At 40.3% G+C, this 24,381-nt stretch carries 26 protein-coding genes; 4 read left to right on the top strand and 22 right to left on the bottom strand.

Annotated features, from left to right (window positions below):
• Nucleotides 1–3: 3 nt before the first annotated feature.
• Together ACY3FQ_RS07435 and ACY3FQ_RS07430 are read right to left on the bottom strand one after the other, a co-directional pair.
• Nucleotides 4–735, bottom strand: coding sequence for a hypothetical protein (locus ACY3FQ_RS07435; RefSeq protein WP_489773776.1), 732 nt, complete (start codon nucleotides 733–735; stop codon nucleotides 4–6).
• Nucleotides 736–977: 242 nt separating this feature from the next.
• Nucleotides 978–2,504 carry a TerC family protein gene (locus tag ACY3FQ_RS07430; protein ID WP_489773775.1) on the bottom strand — a complete coding sequence of 509 codons (1,527 nt, stop codon included), beginning with the start codon at nucleotides 2,502–2,504 and terminating at the stop codon, nucleotides 978–980.
• A gap of 581 nt (nucleotides 2,505–3,085) precedes the next feature.
• On the opposite strand from ACY3FQ_RS07430, the gene ACY3FQ_RS07425 reads away from it, so the two are divergent.
• Both ACY3FQ_RS07425 and ACY3FQ_RS07420 read left to right on the top strand, forming a co-directional pair.
• Nucleotides 3,086–3,361, top strand: coding sequence for a hypothetical protein (locus ACY3FQ_RS07425; protein ID WP_236769405.1), 276 nt, complete (start codon nucleotides 3,086–3,088; stop codon nucleotides 3,359–3,361).
• A 153-nt stretch (nucleotides 3,362–3,514) separates the two neighbouring features.
• The gene (locus ACY3FQ_RS07420) at nucleotides 3,515–3,979 is read left to right on the top strand and encodes a MarR family winged helix-turn-helix transcriptional regulator (RefSeq protein ID WP_004696885.1); all 465 of its coding nucleotides are present in this window, start codon (nucleotides 3,515–3,517) and stop codon (nucleotides 3,977–3,979) included.
• A gap of 5 nt (nucleotides 3,980–3,984) precedes the next feature.
• Here the strand turns inward: ACY3FQ_RS07420 and ACY3FQ_RS07415 are convergent, their stop codons facing one another.
• The 4 genes from ACY3FQ_RS07415 to ACY3FQ_RS07400 form a co-directional block, all read right to left on the bottom strand.
• The gene (locus ACY3FQ_RS07415) at nucleotides 3,985–4,647 is read right to left on the bottom strand and encodes an SOS response-associated peptidase family protein (RefSeq protein WP_236769404.1); all 663 of its coding nucleotides are present in this window, start codon (nucleotides 4,645–4,647) and stop codon (nucleotides 3,985–3,987) included.
• Between the two features lie 260 nt (nucleotides 4,648–4,907).
• The gene (locus tag ACY3FQ_RS07410) at nucleotides 4,908–7,070 is read right to left on the bottom strand and encodes a malate synthase G (RefSeq protein ID WP_489773774.1); all 2,163 of its coding nucleotides are present in this window, start codon (nucleotides 7,068–7,070) and stop codon (nucleotides 4,908–4,910) included.
• A gap of 362 nt (nucleotides 7,071–7,432) precedes the next feature.
• Nucleotides 7,433–8,584: a cell division protein ZapE gene (zapE, locus tag ACY3FQ_RS07405; RefSeq protein WP_279687201.1), complete on the bottom strand. Its 1,152-nt coding sequence runs from the start codon at nucleotides 8,582–8,584 to the stop codon at nucleotides 7,433–7,435.
• Nucleotides 8,585–8,669: 85 nt separating this feature from the next.
• Complete coding sequence (locus tag ACY3FQ_RS07400; RefSeq protein ID WP_348960561.1) at nucleotides 8,670–9,677, bottom strand: AraC family transcriptional regulator; 1,008 nt, start codon at nucleotides 9,675–9,677, stop codon at nucleotides 8,670–8,672.
• Between the two features lie 148 nt (nucleotides 9,678–9,825).
• Here ACY3FQ_RS07400 and ACY3FQ_RS07395 point away from each other — a divergent pair, with 148 nt between their 5' ends.
• Together ACY3FQ_RS07395 and ACY3FQ_RS07390 are read left to right on the top strand one after the other, a co-directional pair.
• Nucleotides 9,826–11,331, top strand: coding sequence for a flavin-containing monooxygenase (locus ACY3FQ_RS07395; protein ID WP_489773773.1), 1,506 nt, complete (start codon nucleotides 9,826–9,828; stop codon nucleotides 11,329–11,331).
• 45 nt (nucleotides 11,332–11,376) lie between these two features.
• On the top strand, nucleotides 11,377–12,285 hold the full coding sequence (locus ACY3FQ_RS07390; RefSeq protein ID WP_489773772.1) for a LysO family transporter: 909 nt from the start codon (nucleotides 11,377–11,379) through the stop codon (nucleotides 12,283–12,285).
• Nucleotides 12,286–12,413: 128 nt separating this feature from the next.
• Here ACY3FQ_RS07390 and pyrF read toward each other — a convergent pair whose 3' ends face one another.
• The 16 genes from pyrF to ACY3FQ_RS07310 all read right to left on the bottom strand — a co-directional run bounded on the left by pyrF (nucleotide 12,414) and on the right by ACY3FQ_RS07310 (nucleotide 24,376).
• Nucleotides 12,414–13,094 carry an orotidine-5'-phosphate decarboxylase gene (pyrF, locus tag ACY3FQ_RS07385; RefSeq protein ID WP_004696869.1) on the bottom strand — a complete coding sequence of 227 codons (681 nt, stop codon included), beginning with the start codon at nucleotides 13,092–13,094 and terminating at the stop codon, nucleotides 12,414–12,416.
• 238 nt (nucleotides 13,095–13,332) lie between these two features.
• A complete protein-coding gene (locus ACY3FQ_RS07380; protein WP_236769400.1) occupies nucleotides 13,333–13,698 on the bottom strand; it encodes a lipopolysaccharide assembly protein LapA domain-containing protein in 366 nt (121 codons plus the stop codon).
• 17 nt (nucleotides 13,699–13,715) lie between these two features.
• A complete protein-coding gene (locus ACY3FQ_RS07375) occupies nucleotides 13,716–14,021 on the bottom strand; it encodes an integration host factor subunit beta (RefSeq protein ID WP_004696865.1) in 306 nt (101 codons plus the stop codon).
• Between the two features lie 161 nt (nucleotides 14,022–14,182).
• On the bottom strand, nucleotides 14,183–15,859 hold the full coding sequence (gene rpsA, locus ACY3FQ_RS07370) for a 30S ribosomal protein S1 (protein ID WP_489773771.1): 1,677 nt from the start codon (nucleotides 15,857–15,859) through the stop codon (nucleotides 14,183–14,185).
• A 113-nt stretch (nucleotides 15,860–15,972) separates the two neighbouring features.
• Nucleotides 15,973–16,656 carry a (d)CMP kinase gene (gene cmk, locus ACY3FQ_RS07365; RefSeq protein ID WP_236769399.1) on the bottom strand — a complete coding sequence of 228 codons (684 nt, stop codon included), beginning with the start codon at nucleotides 16,654–16,656 and terminating at the stop codon, nucleotides 15,973–15,975.
• A gap of 17 nt (nucleotides 16,657–16,673) precedes the next feature.
• Nucleotides 16,674–17,105, bottom strand: a complete 432-nt coding sequence (locus ACY3FQ_RS07360) for an SRPBCC family protein (protein ID WP_004696860.1) — start codon at nucleotides 17,103–17,105, stop codon at nucleotides 16,674–16,676.
• A 75-nt stretch (nucleotides 17,106–17,180) separates the two neighbouring features.
• Complete coding sequence (gene tadA / locus ACY3FQ_RS07355; RefSeq protein WP_004984825.1) at nucleotides 17,181–17,681, bottom strand: tRNA adenosine(34) deaminase TadA; 501 nt, start codon at nucleotides 17,679–17,681, stop codon at nucleotides 17,181–17,183.
• Nucleotides 17,682–17,686: 5 nt separating this feature from the next.
• Nucleotides 17,687–18,808 (bottom strand): enoyl-CoA hydratase/isomerase family protein, encoded by a 1,122-nt coding sequence (locus ACY3FQ_RS07350; protein ID WP_004984828.1) that lies wholly within the window; start codon nucleotides 18,806–18,808, stop codon nucleotides 17,687–17,689.
• Nucleotides 18,805–19,518, bottom strand: a complete 714-nt coding sequence (ung, locus tag ACY3FQ_RS07345; protein WP_004696856.1) for a uracil-DNA glycosylase — start codon at nucleotides 19,516–19,518, stop codon at nucleotides 18,805–18,807. Before ung ends, ACY3FQ_RS07350 begins: the two co-directional genes overlap by 4 nt.
• 41 nt (nucleotides 19,519–19,559) lie before the next feature.
• A complete protein-coding gene (locus tag ACY3FQ_RS07340) occupies nucleotides 19,560–20,156 on the bottom strand; it encodes a 6-pyruvoyl trahydropterin synthase family protein (RefSeq protein WP_004984830.1) in 597 nt (198 codons plus the stop codon).
• Nucleotides 20,157–20,278: 122 nt separating this feature from the next.
• A complete protein-coding gene (gene gspK, locus ACY3FQ_RS07335) occupies nucleotides 20,279–21,229 on the bottom strand; it encodes a type II secretion system minor pseudopilin GspK (protein WP_489773770.1) in 951 nt (316 codons plus the stop codon).
• A 78-nt stretch (nucleotides 21,230–21,307) separates the two neighbouring features.
• Complete coding sequence (gspJ, locus tag ACY3FQ_RS07330; protein ID WP_279740885.1) at nucleotides 21,308–21,928, bottom strand: type II secretion system minor pseudopilin GspJ; 621 nt, start codon at nucleotides 21,926–21,928, stop codon at nucleotides 21,308–21,310.
• Nucleotides 21,925–22,326 (bottom strand): type II secretion system minor pseudopilin GspI, encoded by a 402-nt coding sequence (gene gspI, locus ACY3FQ_RS07325; protein WP_058952512.1) that lies wholly within the window; start codon nucleotides 22,324–22,326, stop codon nucleotides 21,925–21,927. The genes gspJ and gspI overlap by 4 nt, the downstream gene beginning before the upstream one ends.
• A gap of 34 nt (nucleotides 22,327–22,360) precedes the next feature.
• The gene (locus tag ACY3FQ_RS07320; protein ID WP_489773769.1) at nucleotides 22,361–22,930 is read right to left on the bottom strand and encodes a type IV pilin protein; all 570 of its coding nucleotides are present in this window, start codon (nucleotides 22,928–22,930) and stop codon (nucleotides 22,361–22,363) included.
• A 12-nt stretch (nucleotides 22,931–22,942) separates the two neighbouring features.
• Nucleotides 22,943–23,557 (bottom strand): TetR/AcrR family transcriptional regulator, encoded by a 615-nt coding sequence (locus tag ACY3FQ_RS07315; RefSeq protein WP_004696845.1) that lies wholly within the window; start codon nucleotides 23,555–23,557, stop codon nucleotides 22,943–22,945.
• Between the two features lie 45 nt (nucleotides 23,558–23,602).
• Nucleotides 23,603–24,376 carry a TatD family hydrolase gene (locus ACY3FQ_RS07310; protein WP_279740891.1) on the bottom strand — a complete coding sequence of 258 codons (774 nt, stop codon included), beginning with the start codon at nucleotides 24,374–24,376 and terminating at the stop codon, nucleotides 23,603–23,605.
• Nucleotides 24,377–24,381: the final 5 nt, after the last annotated feature.

Genomic DNA, 24,381 nt, shown 5'->3' with positions numbered 1-24,381 from the left:
TGCTTAGGCAACTTCTCGCCCTAAAAACACGTTCATCGCCGCTTCTAGCAGAGTCAACAAATCTAATTTACAGATACACATCAAGCCCATACCAATAAAATAATCAGGCGTATGTTGCATATAAAAGTTGATATGACGGCTGGCCCGATTTCGAAGCCGTATCAATTGTTCAGGCGTGGTCTGTGGCAGTACACAAGGATGCACAAACACATCATCACTGCGTTGTTGCACATTCACATGACGGTTTTGCATTAGATCAAGAACCTGTAAATAATCCTCAGGCATTGGCACTTCTGCACGCGGATAAAAGCATTTTGAACGTGAAGCAAACAGCCGATATACTTTTGGCTGCATCAAACTCGACACAAACCATAACTGACGCGTAGGATATTTTAAACGATAACCTAAGGTCACTCGAATTGCAGATAAAAGTGTTCTGTTTTGATTTCGGTAATCAGGTAAAAAAGCTGCACGCGAGCTAAGAATATATAAGGGTTGATGCGCTGTCTTAAGCTTCAAGATGGCAATAATATTTTGCCCAACTATTTTTCCGCGATGATAAAAACGAATAATTGGTAATGCCACTACATCAGGGTTATACAACAATTGATGCAGTTCTGCTGGGATTGCATTTGGGAAAATTTGTCGATCAAAAGTTTCAAGCTCTTCAAATAGAAATTGTTTTTTCTCTACTGAAAGCTTATTAAAATCAACGACATTTTCCAAAAGTTGCATGAAGTGTTTCCATTCTTATTTTAATCATTTGTTTTACTGTCATGCTCTAAATGCAATGCTTTGACGACCACAGGTATAGAAAAAAGGTCTTCACCAAACCGATAACGTCAAGGACCAAATACGACAGCCAAATTGCGGGCATAGAATAACTGCTTTTTATTTAAGTGCATAGCGCTTATTTTATAAGCAGAAAAATGCCAGCACGAGGCTGACATTTTTCTCACAATCTATTTTTGCAATGATTAAGCAGTACGATAAGTAATATTTACGGTCTTAATTCGATTTGAATCCAACTCAAGCACTTCAAAGTGAACACCACGGTAGTCCAGTTGAGTTCCAACGTGTACATCACCATGAGTTTTATCTAGGATTAAACCAGCAACACTGATATAGCCTGCATCTTCTTCAACCAAATCGATCATGCCAAGTTCCAGTTCAAGCTGGTATAAATCCAGCATGCCTGTCGCCTTCCACGTCTGATCATCTATCTTCATCAAATCAAGTTGCTCATCGGCATCGGGAAATTCACCAGCAATCGCTTCAAATACGTCAAGCGGTGAAACAAGGCCTTGCACATTACCAAACTCATCGCTCACCAAAACCAGTGAACCTTTAGACGTTCTTAACGTATTAATCGCATCAATGACTTTCATTTTTTCAAAAATGTAAATTGGACGATGACGTTTGATCAAGTCTTTCAATTGCTCTTCATCATCTAAGACATCAAGCAATTCTTTGGCGCGCGCAATACTGATCACTTTATCCAAGCTACCGCGGCACACTGGAAATAAACTGTGCGGTACAGACAATACCTGTTCACGAATTTTCTCAGGTGAATCATCAAGATTGACCCACGAAATTTGACTGCGCGGTGTCATGATCGACGCGACTGAACGTTCAGCCAACGTCAGTACACCACCAATCATATAACGCTCTTCATCCGCAAAAGTTTCTTGCGCTTGAAGCTGATCAGGATCTTCAGCTTGGAGCTTGCCACCCATGAGTTTCAAAATAGAATCCGCAGTACGATGTCGCAGTGGAATTTTCGCTTCATGTTTTGCCGCATTGCGCTCACCAAATTGGTTAAAGGCTTCAATCGCAATGGCAACACCAATACCCGAATAGATATAACCTTTAGGAATGTGGAAGCCGAAACCTTCCGCAATTAGGCTGATACCAATCAACAGTAAGAAGCTTAAACACAAGATGACCACAGTCGGATGACGGTTTACAAAAGTCATTAATGGTTTCGACGCCAACAGCATGACCACCATGGCAACGACCATAGCCACCATCATCACATTAATGTTGTCGACCATACCAATCGCGGTAATCACCGAATCCAATGAGAACACCGCATCAAGGATCACAATCTGTGCCACAACTGCGGTGAAACCCGCGTAGACTACATTGGTGGTCAGCTTAACTTCGGGCTTACCTTCAATTTTTTCATGCAATTCGGTAACGGCTTTATAAACTAGGAATAAGCCACCAAATAAAAGAATCAGGTCTCGCCCAGAGAATGTCCAATCTAAGACAGTAATCAGCGGTCGAGTCAACGTGACTAACCAAGTGATGATAAACAGCAAGCCCAAGCGCATTAAAAGTGCAAGCGAAAGACCAATGACACGTGCTTTATCGCGTTGCTCAGGAGGAAGTTTTTCAGCCAAAATGGCAATAAAGACTAGGTTATCAATACCTAAAACAATTTCTAATATAATAAGCGTAAGTAAACTTACCCATATTCCCGGATCTAATAAAAATTCCATTATTTCATTACCCCAGAATTATGTTTCTGTTTTAAAAGCATAGACCTGCACGGCGACGGATCCATATTTGTGACCTGTTCAACTAAAGATGAAATAATTATGCCTGAGATGTTTGGCTTGTAATAATTTTTTTATGGTTTTTAACAAAATTTTAATATTCGACCACTTATTATGCAAAAAATACATAAAAATATCGAAATCACTGTTTGAAATTTTGTCACTTAATGCCAATTGTCGCATTCTATAAAGATTAGACGCCACGGTCATTTTTTAGTTTTTCTAATTAAAACCATCGCAAATAAAAACCAAATAATTGTTTTTATTTAATTATTTATTTTAATAATAGTTAAAAAATATCAATTCACTACATTTATGATTTCCACGAATGACACTTTTTGTTAAAAACACTAGTTCACAAATCCATTTTTTTCACTAAAATGAAACACGACCAGCATTGTTGTAAAAGTGGTCAATTACCCAAACCAAGGATGCACGGATTGACAATCCGATCAAAGTAATCGAAGACAGGATTCATCGCTATGAACAATGAAAAAGCATTGACCTTCAATAAGACGTCAAAAATGCTTGCCAATACTAGCTATGAAGGCGCATATCTGCATTTAGACTCCTCATTTGATCTGCATCAAGTTAAAGTTGTGGTTTCGCATAATAACCAAAAGTTTGACATGCACTTGCCTATCGTTCTACAGGACGGTGTTCCCATGGCTAAACTCTCTTTAGATTCTCACCAGAATGCTGAAGTCGAAGATGAAGTTGTACAATTTGCACAAAGTATTGTGAACTTCCATCAAGATAAAGACGGCTATACCCTGTCTCTTCTAAACAACCACGCTTAACTTTTCTTGATTACTGGCAAAGGCTATCCTTTAACAGATTTCCTTTATGATGATAAATCCAGTAATTTTGTATTGATAAGTGTATGAGTGTTCACATAAAATGTGTTCAAATGATCTATAAAATAAAAATACGATTCACGGGGAATCCGTCACATGACCAAAAAGTACAGTAAGTTCCTACCAGGTTCTGAAGATTTTTCTTTAGAAAGTTTTCCATTTTACTGGGTAACACAAGTACATGCACAGTATGTACTCAATGTCGATCACGCTTTAAAAAAGTATGGTTTAGATAACTCACGTCGTCGTATTTTACTGGCTCTAGATTCAAAGCCACATGCCAGTGTTTCTGATTTGTCTGACATGGTGGTCTCTAAAATGTCGACAACCACCAAAATTGTTTATCGTTTAAAAGATGAAGGATTGGTTGAAACTTATTCTTGTGAAGATGATGCCCGCATCACCCGTGTCCTTCTCACCGAAAAAGGTGTTGAAATGACCAATAAGATCAATGATCTCACCAGTGTTGTACTTGAGCAATCATTTGAAGGCTTAACACCTTTGCAAATTGAAAAAATGATGGAAAGCTTAAAACACGTTTTTAAAAATTTAGCTCGCTAAACCGTTTAAAAGTCGAAAAAGTTGAGTTGGGGACTCTCTTTTTCGACTTTTATTTTTGGCACATGTGAACATTCAAACTCTTCAACAGGAAAGCCTTGTACAAAGGATTGAATATTTGGTGATTTCCAGCTGAGCCACTCCTCTAAGCGTTCATGTGGAATCACGACCACTGAGCGTTTCACATTCCCCGGCTCATGAAACTCCCGCATCATTGGGTGGTCTATAGCATCCATTGTAAGCATAGTGGCTGAACGCACTACCTCGCCTGCTATACGACAGATTTCATAAAGTGCAGCAACAAATATCACTTGACCATCCTGTCGTCTTACACCCCATCTCTGCGGTTTTTGTTCTATATATTTTGACTCATAAAATTCAAAAACGGGAATCACCCCAAACTGATATTTGGAAGTGGCCTCAATAAAACTGGCCTTTTGCAAGAGTGTCTCACTTCGAGCATTATAGGTTTTCGTTGCAATACTCTTATCTTCTGCCCATTTTGGTATTAAGCCAAAATGTACCTTACGCCACTCAAAACCTAAATTTGATTTGAACAATAAAGGCAACTCATAACCGGGATAGACCTCTTCAACATAATCAAACGGAATTTCAGGTAGACCAAACTGTTGTACTTGAGCAAGGGTTAGAGGTTTAAAATTAGCGCACATGGATTTTCATCCAACTTGATGGTTAACAATAGTATGACGAGCTTTATATAATGAATTGTATAAGGCTTTTATCCGCAGCGTCTAGCTGAAATACTTGTTTAGCCCTATGCTTAAACCCATTCATAGCTCTAAGCAAGCGCCAATCTATAGATCACTATTACCCAAAATTAAATCAGTCTTATTGTTTTCCTCCATAGACATAGTGCGACTTATTTCAGCCAATAAAAAAGCCTCCGAAGAGGCTTTTTTAGCTTTACAGATTAGTCACCTGTATAACCTTTTAACTTCAAACGTGCAGCATGCAGAAGTGGCTCTGTATAACCTGATGGCTGCTCACCACCTTTAAACACAAGGTCATAAGCTGCTTTGTATGCATAACCATCGAAGCTTGGCGCCATAGGGGTGTAAAGCGGATCGTTTGCGTTTTGCTCATCTACGATTTTCGCCATACGCTGCATCACTTCTTCAACTTGCGCCGCAGATACGATGCCGTGACGCAACCAGTTTGCAACGTGTTGAGATGAAATACGTAAAGTTGCACGGTCTTCCATTAAACCAACGTTGTTGATGTCTGGAACTTTCGAACAACCTACACCCAAGTCAACCCAACGCACAACATAACCCAAGATCCCTTGAAGGTTATTTTCAAGCTCTTTGGTTTTCTCTTCTTCAGTCCAGTTGGTATCTGTCGCTAAAGGTGGTGTTAACAAATCATCTAAAGATAAAGGCTCTGTATTCAATAATTCTTTTTGACGCTCAGACACGTTGCATTGGTGATAGTGAATCGCGTGAATAACAGCACCAGATGGAGATGGAACCCATGCACAGCTTGCGCCCGCTTCTGGATGTTCAATCTTAGTGTTGTACATGTCTAAAAGCATGTCTGGTTTTGGCCACATGCCTTTACCAATTTGCGCTTTACCACGTAATCCCGCTTGAAGACCGATCATCACGTTACGGTTTTCATATGCTGGGAACCAAATTTGTGATTTCACTTCGCCCTTACGAACGAATGGACCTGCTTCCATAAAGGTATGGATTTCATCACCAGTACGGTCCATAAAACCTGTGTTAATGAAGATCGTACGGTCTTTCGCTTGCGCAATACAGTTTTTCAAGTTTACAGAAGTGCGACGCTCTTCATCCATGATACCGATTTTTAAAGTTTTTGCAGGCAAGCCAAGCGCTTGTTCTGAACGCTCAAACAGCTCAACCGCAAAAGCAACTTCTTCAGGGCCATGCATTTTAGGTTTTACGATGTACATTGAACCTTTGCGAGAGTTCTTGTTTTCGTTTTCACCTTTAATGTCTGCAAAAGACAAAAGCGGAGTGATTAATGCATCCATGATACCTTCGTAGATTTCAGCACCATCTACAAGAATCGCAGGGTTGGTCATAAGATGACCCACGTTACGAAGAAGCATCAATGAACGACCATGAAGTTTTGTTTCACCGCCAATCAAGTTTTTGTGCGTACGGTCTTTATTCAAAGTACGCGTAACAGTTTTACCATTTTTCTCGATAGACTCTGAAAGCGTACCCTTCATCAAACCTAACCAGTTACGGTAGCCTTCAACTTTCTCTTCTGCATCTACAGCAGCGATCGAATCTTCTAAGTCTTGAATAGTCGTTACAGCAGCTTCAAGAACTAAATCTTTTACACCAGCGGCATCTGTTTTACCAATTGGGCTGTTCGCATCAATTTCAATTACAACGTGTAGGCCGTTGTTTAAAAGTACGATTTCTGTTGGAGCCGATTCTTCGCCATTAAAACCAACAAATTGTGCTTCTTTAGCCAAAGTCGATGTCGAACCGTCTTTTAACGTCACAACTAACTTTTTGCCTTCAACTGCATATTTTGTCGCATCAGCATGCGAACCATTCGCTAATGGGAAGGTTTCATTTAAGAAGTTTTTAGCAAATGCAATAACTTTGTCGCCACGTACAGGGTTATAGCCTTTACCTTTTTCCGCGCCACCGTCTTCAGGGATCACGTCAAAACCGTAAAGTGCGTCGTATAAAGAGCCCCAACGCGCGTTTGCAGCATTTAAGCAGTAACGTGCATTACGCACAGGTACTACCAATTGCGCACCAGCCAATAATGCGATTTCTTCATCTACATTTTCTGTGCTGATTTGGAAATCTTCTACTTCTGGTACTAAGTAGCCAATTTCAGTAAGGAAAGCTTTGTAAGCTCCAAGTTCAAATTTGTTGTTGCGGTGCCATTCATCGATCTTCGCTTGAATGTCGTCACGCTTAGCCAATAGTGCTTTGTTCTTTGGGCTAAGATCGACAACGACTTGTTCAAAGTTTTTCCAGTAAGTTTCACTGTCCAAACCTGAACCTGGAAGTGCTTCATTTTCGATGAAATCGTAAAGTTCTTTAGCAATCGCTAACTTGCCTTTTTGAATACGTGCAGTCATTGTCTTTCCTGATATTGCTACTTTTTATACAAGAGATTCTAGTATACCGATTTAAACTTGGCTGAATAGTAATATCACCGTGCGAAATAGTGATCATTTTTTATTTAATAAAGTATACAAACTACCAAATAAAATACTGCTCAAGGCACAAGCATTATCAATTTATAAAATGCTCTTTAGTAGTTTATTAAGTTTTTGAAATGCCGAAATTAGACTTAAGTGCAGTTTTGTATATTTTTTACACTTAAAACCAATATTCTCCCTATTTTCAATCCTGATTAAGCCATGATTATTCAAAAAAGTCGATAAATTAATCGATGAAAATGCACATAAAAAAAGCACCCTTTTGGGTGCTTATATTTTTAAATTTCTTCTTGTTGTTTACTTGCTTCAGCTTGTATTTGTCGATGCGCTTCATTCAAGTAATCATCTGATTGCATTTCCAATAAACGTGAACGCGTGCGTTCAATTTCAAAGGCTAATTTATCACCAGAGTACAAATCAATAATTGTATCTTCTGAGGTTAAAATCAGTTTTACCCCACGGTCATAAAACTCATCGACCAGATAAATAAAACGACGTGTCCCTTCAGAAAGATAATCGGTCAAATGCGGAACATTACTCACCAACACAGTATTATAAATATTTGCAATTTCGATAAAGTCAGCAGGACTACGTGGTTTTAAACACAACTCTGAATATTCACACCATAAGACATCTTCGGTATGTCCGATCGTTTCTACAATACGATTATTAATAATAATCGGCTCATCTGAAATGGTTTGGGTTTGGGTCAATGCGCTAAAACGCTGTGCGATCCAGCGTTGGTGCTCATGTGTTAAAGGAGATTTAAAGAGTTGCGCTTGCTTTAAAACACGCAAACGATAGTCCACGCCTGCATCTACATTTAAAATCACACACTGCTGTTTCACCATTTCAATGGTTGGAATGAAACGATCACGGTGAATACCATTTTTATACAAACCATCTGGCGCAATGTTTGAGGTTGCCACCAAGGTAATGCCACGTGCAAAAAGCTTTTGGAACAAATCACTGAGAATCATGGCATCCGTCACATTCGAGACGAAGAATTCATCGAAACAAATAACCACTGCTTCTTTATAAATTTGATCCGCAACTGCATCTAAAGGGTTACGCTGACCTGAAAGCTTGTTGAGCTCACGATGTACATGTTGCATAAAATGGTGAAAGTGCATCCGTGTTTTACGACGAAATGGAATTGAGTCATAAAACTGATCCATCAACCATGTTTTACCCCGACCTACACCACCCCACATATATACACCACGGGGAGAAGTTTGACGGCGGAAACGACGGAATGCTTTTTTAGATGCCTTAAAACGTTGAATTAATTCATGCCAAACGCGATCCAACTCATGAACGGCCTGAGCTTGTGCCTCATCAGACATGAACTGCCCAGATGCTAAGGCTTGAGCATAACGCTCTGCAGGAGATAAAGGACTGAATGCGGTAGGTGAATTAAAATCTGACATATCATTTAATACTGTTTTTAGGCTATATCAATTATAGCGGAGTGGAAAAGTTAATATATAACACTTTGGCATAATTATGCTTAGGCTATTTCCCATATTGTCGTGGACTGTAACCAAACCACCGTTTAAATGCATGATTAAAGGCTGCAGGCTCCGAGTAACCCAATAACTCTGCAATCATTTCAATGGAATATTCCTGATATTCCATCAAATGTAGTGCACGGTCTTTCATTAATTGCTCACGAATTTGTTTATAACTGCTATTTAACTGTTGCAACTGGTGTCTTAAGGTTCGCTCTGGCAAATTCAACGCTTGTGCAGTTTCAGCCATGGTCGGCAGTAAACCGCGTTGTAACTCCAAATAATCCTGTACCCGCTGAATCAGACTCGGTTGCTCTGCCGTTTCTTCCAAACGTTGTAATTCCGCCTGACATTTTCCTGCATAAACGTTAAATGTCATCAAATCTGCTGAAGGAATTGGTACATTTAAAACCCACTCATCAAACCAAAATTCAGCTTGCTGCGTACCAAAACTCACTTGCTGACCATAAACCTGCTGATAGAGCACCAGTTTTTTCGCATCTTCAGGTCGTGCAATCGGTAATGTAATTCGAATCTCAGGCATCTCCAGCCCAATCATCTTATAAATATCTTGTAAAAACTTATAGGTTCCCGCTATTTCAGAATGTGCACGCAACTGTCCCACAGGGGTTTGCAAGTCTCTCGGTAGATAACACAGTGCGACTTGATCATTTTGTTTTTTCAAACCCAATAAGCCACTCAAATGCGTCAAACTTTGATAACGAATACCTTGCTCTAAAGCGGTGTGTGTCGTTGGACTGGTCATCAATAACATCAGTAAGGGGCCATATCCTGCCAAAACATAATGCTGACCAATAAACAAGCCTTGCTCAGGTTCAATATCCTCTGCAATGATTTTGAAAATATCCCACTCTAGAGCAGGATGAATGATCGCATTCGGATCAAGCGACTCCACACGTAAGCCAATGCTTTGTAACTTTTGATCGACTGCGACTCCTGCTTTACGCATTCCTTGAATCAAATACATCAAGCCAAGTACAGAACGTTTCATAATCAATTAAAAGCAAAATATTGGCCTATGTTTTACTACAGCCGCCTAGCGCACAACAATTGCCGAATCTATCAATTTTCTTGTCAGGGCTATCATAGACCTTCTGGATAGTTGCTCTACAATAAAGTAAAACAAAAAGGAAAAACAAATGCAGGCAGCAAATTCAACAACCCCTCAGGTAAAAATCGCCATTATTGGTGCAGGCTTTGGCGGTTTAGCTATGGCTATTCGCCTTTTACAAAACAATATTCGTGATTTTGTAATTTTGGAAAAAGCCAGTGTAATAGGTGGCACATGGCGTGAAAACCAATATCCGGGCGCTGCTTGTGATGTACAGTCACATCTCTATTCCTTGTCTTTTTCACCCAAGACCGACTGGTCTAAACGTTATGCTGAAGCACCTGAAATTTATCAATACATCCAAACACTTACCGCTGAACATCAATTGCAGCCTTATATCCGCTTTAATACTGAAGTCAGTGCTGCACATTACTTAGAAAATCTGTGTTTATGGCAACTTACTCTCAATCAAAATGAAACACTAACCGCTCAATTTGTTATTTTCGCATCTGGTCCGCTGCATGTACCACAAATTCCGCGTATTGCGGGTATCGAGAAGTTTAAAGGCAAAGTTTTCCATTCATCACAGTGGCATCATAACTATGACCTCAGCAATAAAAATGTTGCCTCTATTGGCACTGGGGGAAGCGCGATTCAATATATTCCTGAAATTGCAGAAAAAGTGAAGCAACTCTACGTACTACAAAGGACAGCTGCATGGGTTATTCCTCGGGATGAACGTCGTTACTTACCCATTGAAAAAGCACTGTTTAATCGATTTGATTGGTTTCGAAAACTTCATCGAGCTCGTCTGTATTGGACAAATGAATCTCGTGTAGTTCCCATTATGAAACCACAGGTTATGAAATACGCACAAAAACTAGCAGAAGCCTATATTCGCCATCAAGTCAAAGACCCTGTAACCGCAGATAAGTTAATTCCCAACTATATTATGGGTTGTAAACGCATCTTGGTCTCCAACAAATATTATCCAAGCTTTAACCGTAAAAATGTGGAGTTGGTTACCAATGATATTTGGGAATTAACTGAGGACAGTATCATCACCAAAGATGGGAAGAAGCGTGCAATTGACTGCCTCATCTATGGCACAGGTTTTGTGACTGACCCACGTATTTATCTTAAATCCTTTAGCTGTACAGGGCTGAATCATGTTGAGCTTACAGACGCATGGCAAGATGGGGCCGAAAGTTACTATGGAATTAGCACCAAAGGTTTCCCAAACTTATTTCAGCTTTTAGGGCCCAATACAGTCTTAGGTCATAACTCAGTTATTTTTATGATTGAGTCACAAGTAAATTACATTCTACAGCTCATCGAGATGGCACAAAAAACCCAATCTCAAGCAATCGTTGTGAAAGCAGATATTCAAGACCAATTTAATCACCATTTACAAAGTCAATTTACAGATACCATTTGGCAATCTGGCTGCGTCAGCTGGTATCAACAAGCGGACGGGAAAAATTTCTCTTTATGGCCCAGCTATACATGGAAGTATTGGCTAAAAACACGAAAAGCCAATCCTGCAGACTATCGTTTTTTAAATTCTAAGCAAGATAGTCAAGCAATAAATTAAGATCGCGGTCATAATAAGTTAGTATTTATTCACACTTTATTTGACATGCAATCGTTTTGGTTGATTTTTCAGCTTCTTATTTGTTTAGCACTTGGATTTGTTTTGGCGCGTCGTTTACCCAAATGGCTTGAGCGACTTGCCTTTCAAATCCTGCCCTATTTTACGTATATTCTCTTAATCGCAATTGCGATTGAATTTTCAACGACTTTGCATAGCATTGCCGAACCCTGGCAGATACTCAATCATGCAGCGCTTTTAGCAGTTATGACCAGTATCGGTGCTTTCGTCTGTTGTTATATATTATTTAAACTTTTGGGCTACCAACCGAGTCATGGCAAAGTGTCCATGAGACTTGTGAGCAAGTCATTAATCAATATCAGTTATGCATTTATCGCACTGGCCTTGGGTTTTGGCTTGGCAGAGCTATCATCAGGTTTCGGCTATACCCTTCATATCAGTACATGGAACTTGTTACTGGTTTTCATGTTCCTGATCGGGCTTGATTTAGTCTATTCGCCACTAGATCGTTCATGGTTGAACTGGCAAATACTGCTCGTTCCCCTTGGTTGTATTTTAGGTTCAATTATTGGGGCGTTTGTAACGGCCTATTTTGTGCCGAGCATTCAACTAAAAGACTTGATTATGTTGTCTCAAGGTTATGGTTTCTACTCCATGACTGGCATTGTGGTCACAGAGTTAAAGAATGCACATTTAGGCAGTATTGCACTGATGAACGATTTGTTCAGAGAAATCTTTGCGATTGTGTTCATGTATATCATTGGCTGGCGTTACCCCCGCTCTGCGATTTCATCCGCAGGAGCTACAGCAATGGATGTTACCCTACCGATGGTCAAACAAGCCTGTGGGAATGAATTTATTCCACATGCTATGGTGAGTGGTTTCATCCTGTCAGTTTTGGCGCCAATTATCGTCAGTGTCTTGGCTGCTCTGTAAAGCATAGCGCTCTATTCAGTGCTGTCTTTTTATTTTGCTATTGCCACTTCGCTCACCAACAATTCTTTTTAAAATTTAATCCATAAAAAAAGCCTTTCGAATGAAAGGCTTTTTAGATTTCTAGTCGCTTAAAGCGTCGCTAAAATATCTTTGAGCATCTGACACGGGTTTGCAGACTGCGTAATTGGTCGACCAATCACTAGATGTGTTGCACCGTCTAACATTGCTTGTTTTGGCGTTACGATACGCTTTTGGTCATCCGCACTTGAACCCTCAGGGCGGATGCCCGGTGTCACCAATGCAAACTCAGAACCTAAAGTCTCACGCAGCATTTTTGCTTCTTGCGCTGAACATACTACACCATCTAAACCACTGTCTTTAGTCAGTTTTGCTAAACGTTTGACTTGCTCAAATGGTTCAATATCCAGACCAATATCGGCTAAATCTTCACGGCCCATCGAGGTTAACACCGTTACCGCAATCAGCTGAGTGTTATAGTTACCCGCCTTTAAGCGCTCAACGCAAGTTTCCATCATTTTACGGCCACCTGAAGCATGGACGTTTACCATCCAAACCCCCATATCTGCAGCAGCACATACCGCTTGCGCAGTCGTATTTGGAATATCGTGAAATTTTAGATCTAGAAAGACTTCAAAGCCTTCACCATGTAAAGCTTTAACAATAGATGAGCCTTCATGGGTAAATAATTCTTTACCGACTTTTACACGGCATAATTGAGGGTCTAATTGCCCAGCAATCGTCATTGCGTCATAATGACTTTTTGCATCTAAGGCAACAATAATACTCATGGGGAGACCCTTCAAACTCACAAAATTATGGCATTATACGGATTAAGCCTAAAACGACCAAGACTATTTTTCTAAAAACCATTTAAAATTCAAACTAAGTTCTTTATTCATATACTTTTTATATAGTTATCAATATTTTAAAGCACAATAAAAAACGCCTTTGGCTATATATCCAAAGGCGTTTAAATCAAACTGGCTTCAATACTTCTAAGATAAAAATCTTACTGCATATTGTGGCTTAAAGCGGTGTAGATGGACGATCATTAGGATTGATATCTAACACCGTTTTTTCATGTCTTGTATGTGCTGCAGCTTCAGCAGCAGCCAGCTGAGCGGATTGAATCTGCTCTTTACGAAGGTGATCAATGTCTTTACGTAGTCGCTTAATTTCCCAACCTTTCTGGAATACACGAAATACCTGAACACCAATTAATAAACCCAACACAATCCCTAAAGCCATTGTCAATAATAACAATAGACCTAAACGCATTGCTGGAACCTGTATAAACAACAGATCAACGGTTAGCTCAGTTCCGTTTTGTAGTACCAAAGCTAGGCAGTAGCCAAACACTACAATTAATAATGCGAATAATACGTAACGCATAAGCACCCCAATAAATTTTATTCGCCTGCAGTCTCGTTTACTGCATCACGTAATGCTTTACCTGGTTTGAAATGTGGAACAGCTTTAGCAGCCACTTCTACCGACTTACCTGTTTTAGGATTACGCCCAACACGAGGCTCACGGTGATGGAGTGCAAAACTACCAAAACCACGAATTTCAATACGATTATCAGAAGACAAAGATGCAATCATTTGATCAATCATAATCTTAACAGCTTCTTCCACTAATGGCTCTGCTAAGTGCGGGTTTTTAAGAGAAATACGCTCTATTAAGTCAGACTTATTAAGTGCTTCAGTAGTCATCTGCGACCTCTTTAATTATCAAGCTACCTTGTAGATAGATTGATAATAACCTGTTTAAATACAAAACGGTAGCGTAATAAGTGAATACTACGCTACCGTTTATTGTATTTGTGTAAAAAGTATTAGTTAACTTACATTAACAATACAATTCAAACATCTACTTAGTTGCCCATTTGAGCTTTGATCAAATCACCAATAGTCTTAGGACCATTGTCTTGACCAGTAGTTGCTGTCTTCAAGTTAGCAACTGCTTCTTTCTCTTCAGCTTCGTCTTTCGCTTTGATAGACAAGTTGATAGAGCGAGATTTACGATCTACGTTTATGATTTTCGCTTCAACTTCTTGACCAACTTCAAGGAACTTAGTTGCATCTTCAACGCGGTCGCGATTGATTTCAGATGCTTTAAGAGTCGCTTCAACTTCGTCAGCTAACTTAAGTGTTGCGCCACGAGCGTCAACAGCAGTTACAGTACCTTTTACAAGTGCACCGCGTTCGTTAGCAGCTAAGAAATCGTTGAACGGATCGCTGTTCATTTGCTTGATGCCAAGGCTGATACGGTTGCCTTCAGCGTCTACAGACAAGATAACCGCTTCAACTGTGTCACCTTTCTTGTAACGACGGATAGCTTCTTCGCCTTGTTCGTTCCAAGAAATATCAGACAAGTGAACTAGACCATCGATACCGCCTGGTAAACCGATGAAGATACCGAAGTCAGTGATTGACTTGATAGTACCTGAAACTTTTTCACCTTTGTCGTGATTCTTAGCAAACTCTTCCCATGGGTTAGCACGAGTTTGTTTGATACCAAGAGAAATACGACGACGTTCTTCATCAACTTCAAGAACCATAACATCAACTTCATCACCAATCTGAACAACTTTAGATGGGTGGATGTTTTTGTTAGTGTGATCCATTTCAGAAACGTGCACTAAACCTTCAACGCCTTCAGCGATTTCTGCGAAACAGCCGTAGTCAGTTAAGTTAGTTACGCGAGCTTTAACGATTGAACCTTTAGGGTAACGGTTCATGATCGCTAACCATGGATCTTCGCCTAATTGCTTAAGACCTAAAGATACGCGGTTACGTTCTTTGTCAAACTTAAGTACTTTAACAGTAACTTCTTGACCAACTTCAACAACTTCTGATGGGTGCTTGATACGCTTCCAAGCCATGTCAGTGATGTGAAGAAGACCATCAATACCGCCAAGGTCAACGAATGCGCCGTAGTCAGTAAGATTTTTGATAGTACCAGTAACTGTTTGACCTTCTTCAAGCTGAGCAAGAAGAGCTTCACGGTCAGCTGAAGATTCAGCTTCCATAACAGCACGACGAGATACAACAACGTTGTTACGTTTAGCATCAAGTTTGATTACTTTAAATTCTAACTCTTTACCTTCTAAGTGAGTAGTATCACGAATAGGACGAGTATCAACTAAAGAACCTGGAAGGAACGCACGAACTGGACCGATGTCAACAGTGAAACCGCCTTTAACTTTACCAGAGATAACACCAGTAACGATTTCGCCGTCTTCAAAGATTTTTTCAAGTTTAGTCCAAGTTTCAGCACGTTTCGCTTTTTCACGTGATAAAACTGTTTGACCCATGCCGTTGTCAAGTGCTTCAACAACAACATCAACAGTGTCGCCAACTTGAACTTCAAGTTCGCGTTGTTCATTTAAGAATTCAGCGCGGTCAACAATACCTTCTGATTTAAGGCCAGTGTCAACTGTTACCCAATCAGAATCGATGTTTACTACAACGCCTTGGATGACAGCACCCTTTTCAATGTTGAGGTTTAATTCGCTTTCTTCAAAGAGGGCTGCAAAAGATTCGGTCATGATATACCTGATAAAGTCAGCGGTCTTGGATCAGACAAGGCCGGTTTAGTTAAGCGTCTACATAGTCCATTTTGAACTGATCAAGCTATGCTTCTGCTGAATATAAAAATTCGTTAGTTTGCTAATTGCTTATCGATATAAGCCGTCATAAGCTGAAATACCTCATCAATGTTCAATTCAGAACTATCAATGATGTAGGCATCAGCTGCTGGTCTGAGTGGAGCAACTTCGCGCCCCATGTCACGTTTATCACGCGCCTCAATATTAGCTAAAATATCGTTTATTTTAGCATCCAGCCCCATACCCTGCAACTGCTTTACTCTGCGTTCAGCACGAGATTGGGCTGAAGCGGTTAAATAAATCTTGGCTTGAGCCTCTGGAAAGATGGATGTTGCCATATCTCGGCCATCTGCAACCAAGCCCGGTGCTTGTGCGAAAGCATGCTGGCGATCGACCAGCGCAGCTCTAAGCTCAGGAATTGTTGCAACTTTTGATGCAAACTCACCAATTCGTTCAGTTCGAATGGTTTGACTAACATCTTCACCATTAAGCAAGACTTGTGTGCCTTGTGCAGAACTTAAAAATTGTATGTCTAAATGTTTAGCAATTTCGACACACTGACTCAGTTCGCCTGACAAAGCATCCAACAAATCCTGTTGATGCAATGACAGGCCCAACAAGCGATATAACGCTCCCGAATCAAGTAAATGAAATTGATAATGAGCTGCTATTTTTGCAGCCAGTGTGCCCTTACCCGAACCACTTGGACCATCAATTGTGATTATTTGAACTGTCATTGCTTACCCAAAGTTTGTTATACAGATTTAGCGAGTTTTGAAAAACCTAGTTTAATCGCAGATTTAAGCTGTGCAAGGATTAATTTACTTACAAAAGGTGCACGTGCCTGTAATTCAATCGTATAGGTCACTAAAGTTTTATTCGAGTCAATCGGCTCAAACTCAATAATACCCAAATGATGTTTGATGAGTGGATTTTTAATAATCTTGTATTCAATGCGCTCATTCACATTCATTAATGTGATTTGCTCTTGCAGTGGCTTAATTGGACCAAAACCCATACGACGTACAGAACCAAGTCCATCTGGACGTTCTGGATCTGCTGAATCTTTCACTCGCACCACTTGAACTGGTGCAAAAGCGACGTTATAGGTTGAGTGTTTAGAAAGTAAATCAAATACCTGCTCTACGGGTGCATTAAATTCTTTTTTAATCTGAATATTATTCATGGTGGTTCCAACGCCTTATTTGACAATAATTATTGTCATTTCATTTTACATGAAATTATTATTTTACGAATTCATTCATCCCTTTTCTTGTAGACGGGATAGTCGCTTTTGTTCGCGGCGCATTTTAAAAAAGTGACTGAGCTGCTGTGAGCATTGCTCATGTAAACAACCCGACTCAACCAAGAACTGATGATTATAATAGCCCGTTTCAAATAATTTACGTGCACTTATAAGAGAGCCCGCTTTCGGCTCTGTCGCACCAAATACCACTTTTGAAACGCGTGCATGCACCAAAGCACCTACACACATGGTACAAGGCTCAAGCGTCACATACATGACCGCATCATCAGGTAAACGATAATTTTGTGTATTTTGGCAAGCATCGCGAAGTGCTTGAACCTCAGCATGCGCGGTAGGGTCATTTAGCGTAATAGGCGCATTAAAGCCCGAACCAATAATTTTATTTTGACTCACAATGACTGCCCCGACCGGGACTTCACCTTTTGACGCTGCAATAGCAGCCTGCTCTAAAGCAAGCTGCATCCATTCACTATCTGTTTTTAAAACATCAGTCATAAAGATTAGATTACATCATAATGTTTAAGGAGTTCATTCCAGCTTTCAATACTCGTTGTTGGTGGATTACCAGCGAAAATACCCTTTAAGCTGTTATTGACCCCTTGTTTCCATGCTGGTGACAAGTCTTTATCCACTAAACGCGCACGCACACCCTCAACAAAGTCTGCATGACGAATTTTCCAGTCCGAAATTTGCGTTTCAAGCTCAAACACTTCATTCCAAGAATGAACCTGCTTGCCCCACTGCCATAGCAACCATGTTAATGCAGCCGTTGTTGGTGAGCCTTTTTGTAAGTTCTCACTGGCTTGACGAAGCCAATCGCTACGCGCATCACTTAAACCAACAATAGCATCATAATCAAGCTCGAAGTTCACACCACGACATACACTATGAATGACATCCAAAGAGTTCTGTAATGGGCCTGGACCTACCGGACGATGCATACTGTTTAATGTGTCATCAATGGCTCTAAAATCACCTGCTGGATAATGACTCCAGTCAATATTGATGACTTTCTCAAGCACCGTATTACGCTGCGCATCACAGATGTGTGTTGCCCAACCAATACCATATGCGCCCGCAGCCGTCATGATTGAACCCGTTAAGCCCGTGAACAAACCAATTGCCCCACGGTCCGCCAAGAAACGCGTTGCACCCACATCTGGGTACAAACCAATATTAATTTCAGGCATCGCTAAACGTGAATGCGGCGTCACCAAACGGAATGGTGCTGCCATAAACAGACCTAAACCACCGCCCATGACATAACCTTCACCCCATACCAAGACAGGCTTAGCATAGTTGTGTAGTAATAAATCTAAAGCATATTCTTGCTCAAAGAACTGATTGGCTGTTTCAACTTCATCGTTAATCACCAGTTGACGAAGTTTACGTACATCACCACCCGCACAGAATGCTTTTGGTGTGGTTGAATCCAACCAAATGGCTTTTACTGCGTCATCACTATGAAAATCTTGAAACACTTCAAATAAAGCTGAAACAATCGTTTCATCTAAAGCGTGAAGTGATTTTGGTCTATTCAGACGAACAATGCGCCAACCATTTTTTGCTTCTTCTACAATCAAATCTGGATGGTAGTTTTTAGAAACGGGAGAATATGTCATGCGTCCAGCTGCCAATCTATAGGCTCAATGCCATGTTGTTTAAGATAATTATTGGATTTTGAAAAAACTTTACAACCGAAGAATCCACCACGGTTTGCTGCCAAAGGTGACGGATGTGCCGCCTTTAACACCAAATGCTTTTCTTGATCAATCCGTTGTCCTTTCCGCTGCGCATATGCTCCCCAAAGAATAAAAACAATATGCTCGCGCTGTTCATTTAAAACATCAATCACATGATCGGTAAAGTCTTCCCAACCTTGTTTTTGATGTGATGTGGGTTGACCAGCTTCAACGGTTAATACACTGTTCAACAGCAAAACGCCTTGCTGCGCCCAACGAGTTAAATCCCCATGTTTAGGAATATCAATTCCTAAATCTTTATTTAACTCATGGAAAATATTACGTAAAGATGGTGGTAAAGCAAGCCCCTTTTGCACAGAGAAACTGAGCCCATGTGCCTGATTCGGCCCATGATATGGGTCTTGTCCGAGTATTACCACTTTTACATTCGCCAAAGGCGTCGTATTAAATGCATTAAAAATCAGCGCATTTGGCGGATAAATCACTTTATTCGCTTTTATTTCTGTAACAAGAAACTGCTTTAACGCATCCATCTTAGTACTAAGCAAAAAGTCACTTAATCCATGCTTCCAACTGGCATCCAGCTGAATTTTATCAAGCTTGGTTTGCTGTTGTTCTGTTAAAGACATACTTGCGCCTTATTCCCTTACTGTATATTCTGTGACAAATTTCACAGTTTGACTTGTAATTCTACATTCGGATTGTGAAATTGGATACCTTCTTTTAATTTGGTATACATTTCAGTGTCCGCCCATTCCGCTTGGATTTGTTCTGAAAACTCAATCTGGCTTAAATCTAAAAGCCCCATCTGTGTATTTTCAATATCTTCAATAAAACTCTGCGCATAGCCCGTATCGGTCTCATGCACAATCACCGAGTACACTTCCACATCGCCTTCACCGTTTTGAGTCACGGTCGACGCAAGTACTTGCTGTGCAAGATAAAAGAAAATACGTGAAAATTGTTCAGCCGATGGCGAAACAGGTAGCGACACCCAACGTGCACTAAAGGTTTTACATGCTAGGATATATTCTGGATCATCGTTTTGCCAAAAACAAATCGCATGATCAAAAGAGTCATAAAGGTCTTTAATCACCCCTTTCAGCAAGCCAAAGTCATAAACCATTTGACCATGATCTAATTTCGATGCTTTGAGGAGTAATTCAACTTTATAACTATGACCATGAATGGAGCGTTTACAACGATCCGATGTACAGTTGCGTACAATATGGGCATTTTCAAACTTAAATAACTTACGAATTAACATATGCCGTAATGCAATCAAACTTTCTGAGAATTGACTTTAATTATAAAGCAAAAGTTAACCTATGCTCATTTATTTTATTGTTCAATCCAATTGGTAAATCATATCAGTCTTATATTTACCCTTTAAAACGGTGACATGCTCCGATAAGCCACATATACCGCTTGATCTTTTCGCACCAAATCACTACTAAACTGACGCTTACGCTCACTCAGCAACACTTCAATTCTGGCTTTAAAATAGTTCGATTGAACTCCGAGAAAATCATTAACAGCAGCCCGCTGAGCCTCGTCCACTTGCTTAAATGGATCAACTTCCCACAGTTCATTCATATTGGAAAAATGCTCCAAATTGGCCTGTCTTTGCTTTTGTAAATTTTGAATAGCAGATACATCCAACTTAGGATCAATGCTGGCCAACACCAGCGCAGGTGCAGTATTTACATTCACCTTTAATTCATTACTCGGTAAAGCACTCACATAAGGTGCAATCAGTTGATAGTTACGCCCCTCAAACCCACGCACCAACTTCAACTGTTCAACATTATAAAAAGCACGATTTGATGTCAGATAACCCTGAGCTAAACTTTGATAATAAGCAGATTCAGCACCCATCGGCCCACTGACTTCATCATCTTCATCTTGCCAATCAATCACTGCTTCTGAAAGTTGCGCAGGCAACCCCACACGTACCAACAGCTTTTCAAACCAAAGTTTTGCAGCCTCATTCGGCTTTTTATCCGACTTAACTAAAGCATTTAAATTAAATTTTCCTGACTCATCTTCTAAACGCCCAGAAACAAAACCATCTTCCACTGGAAAAGCAGGCATGGGCTTCGCCCACGTTTCTTGTAGATGATCGACCTCTGCTGCATTTTGAGCATCATCCACCAACAACTCAGAAAAAAAAGCTTCTGCACTTTTTGCGTATAACAGAGCTTGGTTTTGTCGCATTAAATAAGCCGTACTCTCTGCGGTATTGCGCTGATGTTTCGCAATCGTAGCAGCAAGGATAGTTGCTAAAGCCACCATCACCAAAATGGTGATCAATGCAATGCCATGCTGAGAGCGCTTCAAAACACCCACCTATTTACAACGAATACATTTAAGGAAAAATGGTTTTGCATAGAGTCCGTGAGTTCCATATCCTGCAACTTAATTTTTTTGTTTTAAAAAGTCTGTATTTAATAAACTAAACACCCATTCATAACTCACTTCATTGACAGTGAGGTTTATTTTTAAACCGCGCGGTAGTATTTTTGCCTGAGTTACATCATTTTCACTCAATACCACCTCAGGCCATTGTGCCATTTCATTGGGATTGAGTAACATAATTTGAAATTGATCAACTGAATCAAGTAAAACACTGGTTTCAGGTTGATCATTACCGGTTTGATTTAAATTTTTATATTTATAACGGTACAATTTTTTTTCATCTGCTTTATAGATATATTCAACTCGCTCTTCAGGCGGTATGCCTTGCATTAAAGGATCAGTCACGCCAGTTTTACTAAAGGTTAACTGACCATTTTGCAACATGACTGCGGGTTGAACCTGCCCCGCAACATTGGCAGTAATTGGTACAATTTGCACAGTGTCACGTAATACTTGTTGATATGCTTCTTGTAGCTGACCTAAGCGCTGTTCATGTAGGGTATTACGCTCTTTAATCTTGATCAGATAATCAAAAACCTTCCAACCCAAAGCTGAAAGCACAGCAAAAATCGCGATTGCCACCAACAACTCAACCAAAGTAAAGCCTGAGCGTTTTGTCATGGTTGGCTTCCATCACGATGGTTAAAAAAAACTAAACTCGTAACACCCGAATCTACTTTTCCAGTTTCAGTATTCACCAAGCTCACCTGTACATTGACGCGTTGCACATTAGTACTAATCGTTGCCTGCGCTGATTTATCAATTTGCCAAGTTTCACCTTGTTGGGTGATTTGTTTAGAGGCCGTGCCTTGTAGCCAATCACGATTGATTTCCATCATCGAAATTTCATTCAAGGCAACAAATTGTGCCTTGGTACGCAAGATGGCGTGGGCTGTAGACTGAGTATATTGCATACCCACTTTGGTTAAAGCGACCGCTGCTGTAGCAAAAATAGCCAGTGCCACCATCACTTCCAGCAATGTAAATCCTGAGCGAGGATTAATGAAATAATGTTTCATCCGAGCGCAAACTGGCAGACTACTCTTTAAAGCTTTAGCTCGCATTTATTTTACCCAAATGATCAATTTCAATTTCTGCACCCACAGGCTCATTGGCATAATAAAATTGAATACGAACAGGTTTGGCTTCACCATTCCCCAACCAAATCAGTTTAGGTGCATTCTCTTGGGTTAAATCCTCGTTTCGGGCTTGAGAAACATCATAGTCTAAGGATTGCACAGCAAAAGATACATTTTTAGCTAACACTTGCTGCGGGAACTCATTATATTTTTGCCATTTTTGGTGATTCAGCATTGCATTATTTTGTTGTTCTGTGGGTATGCTAAATTGAGGATTTTTATATTCAACAACAGTATAAGAAAAATCAGCCACATCGGTCGCAGGATGAACATCTAGTGCCAAAACACGTGCTTGATCATTTGCCTCACGTGCAATTTTCTGTACATCCATGATAAAAAAATCACGGGCTTGCGCTGCTTTACGTTGATCGACCCCATTGATATTCAACATCACCAATGACGCTATAATGGCCATAATAACAATAACCACCATCAATTCAACCAGTGTAAATCCTTGAATCCTTGAAGGTAGTTTCTGTTTCATACATCCTATCCGCTAAGCAAGATAACCTGCTGCACCCGTTTGTTTAGGCATCGCCAGAGCTTGGTCGATGTAGGCCACGCGTAAAGTGTCGCGTGAGCCCAAATATCGTTGATAAAAACTAGAGTTCAAAATCGCTGCGGCACCATGCGTCAAAGACCAAATAGATGCCAAATAATCACGAACTGTCATTTGACTCTCTATCGACTCCAAATACCGCTCGGTCATACGAATAATTAAACGTAGACGTTGCTTTCGAATTTGATAAAGCTCAGTAAATAAATGATAGATCCCAACACCCGTGGTGGATAATCGCTCTTCTATTTGATGAAACAACACCGTGCGTTCAGGATGATGCAAATGATGTAACATAAAAAAAGCTAGATGTTCAGGGAACTGTTTATCTGTATCTTTAATCATTTCAAGCAACATTTGCTCATTACGAATAATGAGCAACATATAGAGTTCATCTTTACTTTGAAAATGTTTATAAAGCGTACCTTTTGCTAGATCTAATTCCGCAGCCAATGCATCAAGGGTCATCCCTGCTTCGCCATTTTCTAAAAGCAACTGTTCAGCCACTTGGAAAATTAACGCTTCTCTTGCTCGAAACTGAGCCTGACGATCCATTTTCACCCTAGTACTCTCTTATACGCTTTTATCGTTTCAATTTATTTACTTCATGTTGAGAAGGTTTTCAAAGTTCTGTGTTGTAATGAAAGCCATCTCTTCTAAGGACTTATCATATACATCTGCCAAGGCTTTGGCTACATAAGGAACGTACTTTGGCTCATTCGACTTACCTCTATATGGCATCGGTGCTAAATAAGGACTATCCGTCTCAATTAATAAGCGATCTAAAGGAACTTGCTTCGCCACATCACGCAGGTCTTGCGCATTTTTAAAAGATACAATCCCTGAAAATGACACATAGTAACCGCAGTCTAAGACAGCTTTGGCCGTTTCCCAGTCTTCTGTAAAACAATGCAAAATTCCATGGGTCGATTTTTCGGCACGAATAATATCGACAGTATCGTGCTTGGCAGAACGGGTATGTACAACAACTGGTTTTTTTAAGGCTTGTGAAGCATGAATATGTCGTGCAAAACAGTCTTTTTGCTCAACGATGAAATCTGTACTATGAAAATAGTCGAGCCCAGTCTCACCAATTGCCCAAACTTTTTCAGGCTGTGCCAACTCAATTAAATAGTCTGTGGTCGCGCGGGCCATGGTTTCAGGATCTTCACAAGGATGCACCCCGACGCTATAGCCCACATCGTCATGCCTTGCCGCAATTTTTGCTAGCTCAATATAATCATCAAGATCAACTGAGATACTCATAAAGCGGTGGACGCCCGCTGCACGTGCTTGCGCTAATGCTAAATCCAAATCCCCATCATAAGGCGTTAAATCTAGCATGGTTAAATGGCAATGCGTATCTACAAACACAGGCG

The organism is Acinetobacter sp. AB03, assembly GCF_058107045.1.
The sequence above is the reverse complement of the archived record's forward strand: the minus strand, read 5'-3'. Positions and strand labels throughout refer to the sequence as shown.

Bases quoted from the DNA above. Each gene is read 5' to 3' on its own strand.
- ACY3FQ_RS07415 (WP_236769404.1), bottom strand. From the start codon at position 4,647: ATGTGCGCTAATTTTAAACCTCTAACCCTTGCTCAAGTACAACAGTTT.
- ACY3FQ_RS07430 (WP_489773775.1), bottom strand. From the start codon at position 2,504: ATGGAATTTTTATTAGATCCGGGAATATGGGTAAGTTTACTTACGCTT.
- ACY3FQ_RS07400 (WP_348960561.1), bottom strand. From the start codon at position 9,677: ATGAAACGTTCTGTACTTGGCTTGATGTATTTGATTCAAGGAATGCGT.
- ACY3FQ_RS07395 (WP_489773773.1), top strand. From the start codon at position 9,826: ATGCAGGCAGCAAATTCAACAACCCCTCAGGTAAAAATCGCCATTATT.
- ACY3FQ_RS07350 (WP_004984828.1), bottom strand. From the start codon at position 18,808: ATGACATATTCTCCCGTTTCTAAAAACTACCATCCAGATTTGATTGTA.
- tadA (WP_004984825.1), bottom strand. From the start codon at position 17,681: ATGACTGATGTTTTAAAAACAGATAGTGAATGGATGCAGCTTGCTTTA.
- gspI (WP_058952512.1), bottom strand. From the start codon at position 22,326: ATGAAACATTATTTCATTAATCCTCGCTCAGGATTTACATTGCTGGAA.
- cmk (WP_236769399.1), bottom strand. From the start codon at position 16,656: ATGACAGTTCAAATAATCACAATTGATGGTCCAAGTGGTTCGGGTAAG.
- pyrF (WP_004696869.1), bottom strand. From the start codon at position 13,094: ATGAGTATTATTGTTGCCTTAGATGCAAAAAGTCATTATGACGCAATG.
- ACY3FQ_RS07340 (WP_004984830.1), bottom strand. From the start codon at position 20,156: ATGTTAATTCGTAAGTTATTTAAGTTTGAAAATGCCCATATTGTACGC.
- ACY3FQ_RS07435 (WP_489773776.1), bottom strand. From the start codon at position 735: ATGCAACTTTTGGAAAATGTCGTTGATTTTAATAAGCTTTCAGTAGAG.
- zapE (WP_279687201.1), bottom strand. From the start codon at position 8,584: ATGTCAGATTTTAATTCACCTACCGCATTCAGTCCTTTATCTCCTGCA.
- ACY3FQ_RS07360 (WP_004696860.1), bottom strand. From the start codon at position 17,105: ATGAATAATATTCAGATTAAAAAAGAATTTAATGCACCCGTAGAGCAG.
- ung (WP_004696856.1), bottom strand. From the start codon at position 19,518: ATGTCTTTAACAGAACAACAGCAAACCAAGCTTGATAAAATTCAGCTG.
- ACY3FQ_RS07375 (WP_004696865.1), bottom strand. From the start codon at position 14,021: ATGACTACTGAAGCACTTAATAAGTCTGACTTAATAGAGCGTATTTCT.
- ACY3FQ_RS07315 (WP_004696845.1), bottom strand. From the start codon at position 23,557: ATGGATCGTCAGGCTCAGTTTCGAGCAAGAGAAGCGTTAATTTTCCAA.
- ACY3FQ_RS07380 (WP_236769400.1), bottom strand. From the start codon at position 13,698: ATGCGTTACGTATTATTCGCATTATTAATTGTAGTGTTTGGCTACTGC.
- ACY3FQ_RS07320 (WP_489773769.1), bottom strand. From the start codon at position 22,930: ATGAAACAGAAACTACCTTCAAGGATTCAAGGATTTACACTGGTTGAA.
- rpsA (WP_489773771.1), bottom strand. From the start codon at position 15,859: ATGACCGAATCTTTTGCAGCCCTCTTTGAAGAAAGCGAATTAAACCTC.
- ACY3FQ_RS07425 (WP_236769405.1), top strand. From the start codon at position 3,086: ATGCTTGCCAATACTAGCTATGAAGGCGCATATCTGCATTTAGACTCC.
- ACY3FQ_RS07420 (WP_004696885.1), top strand. From the start codon at position 3,515: ATGACCAAAAAGTACAGTAAGTTCCTACCAGGTTCTGAAGATTTTTCT.
- gspJ (WP_279740885.1), bottom strand. From the start codon at position 21,928: ATGACAAAACGCTCAGGCTTTACTTTGGTTGAGTTGTTGGTGGCAATC.
- ACY3FQ_RS07410 (WP_489773774.1), bottom strand. From the start codon at position 7,070: ATGACTGCACGTATTCAAAAAGGCAAGTTAGCGATTGCTAAAGAACTT.
- ACY3FQ_RS07390 (WP_489773772.1), top strand. From the start codon at position 11,377: ATGCAATCGTTTTGGTTGATTTTTCAGCTTCTTATTTGTTTAGCACTT.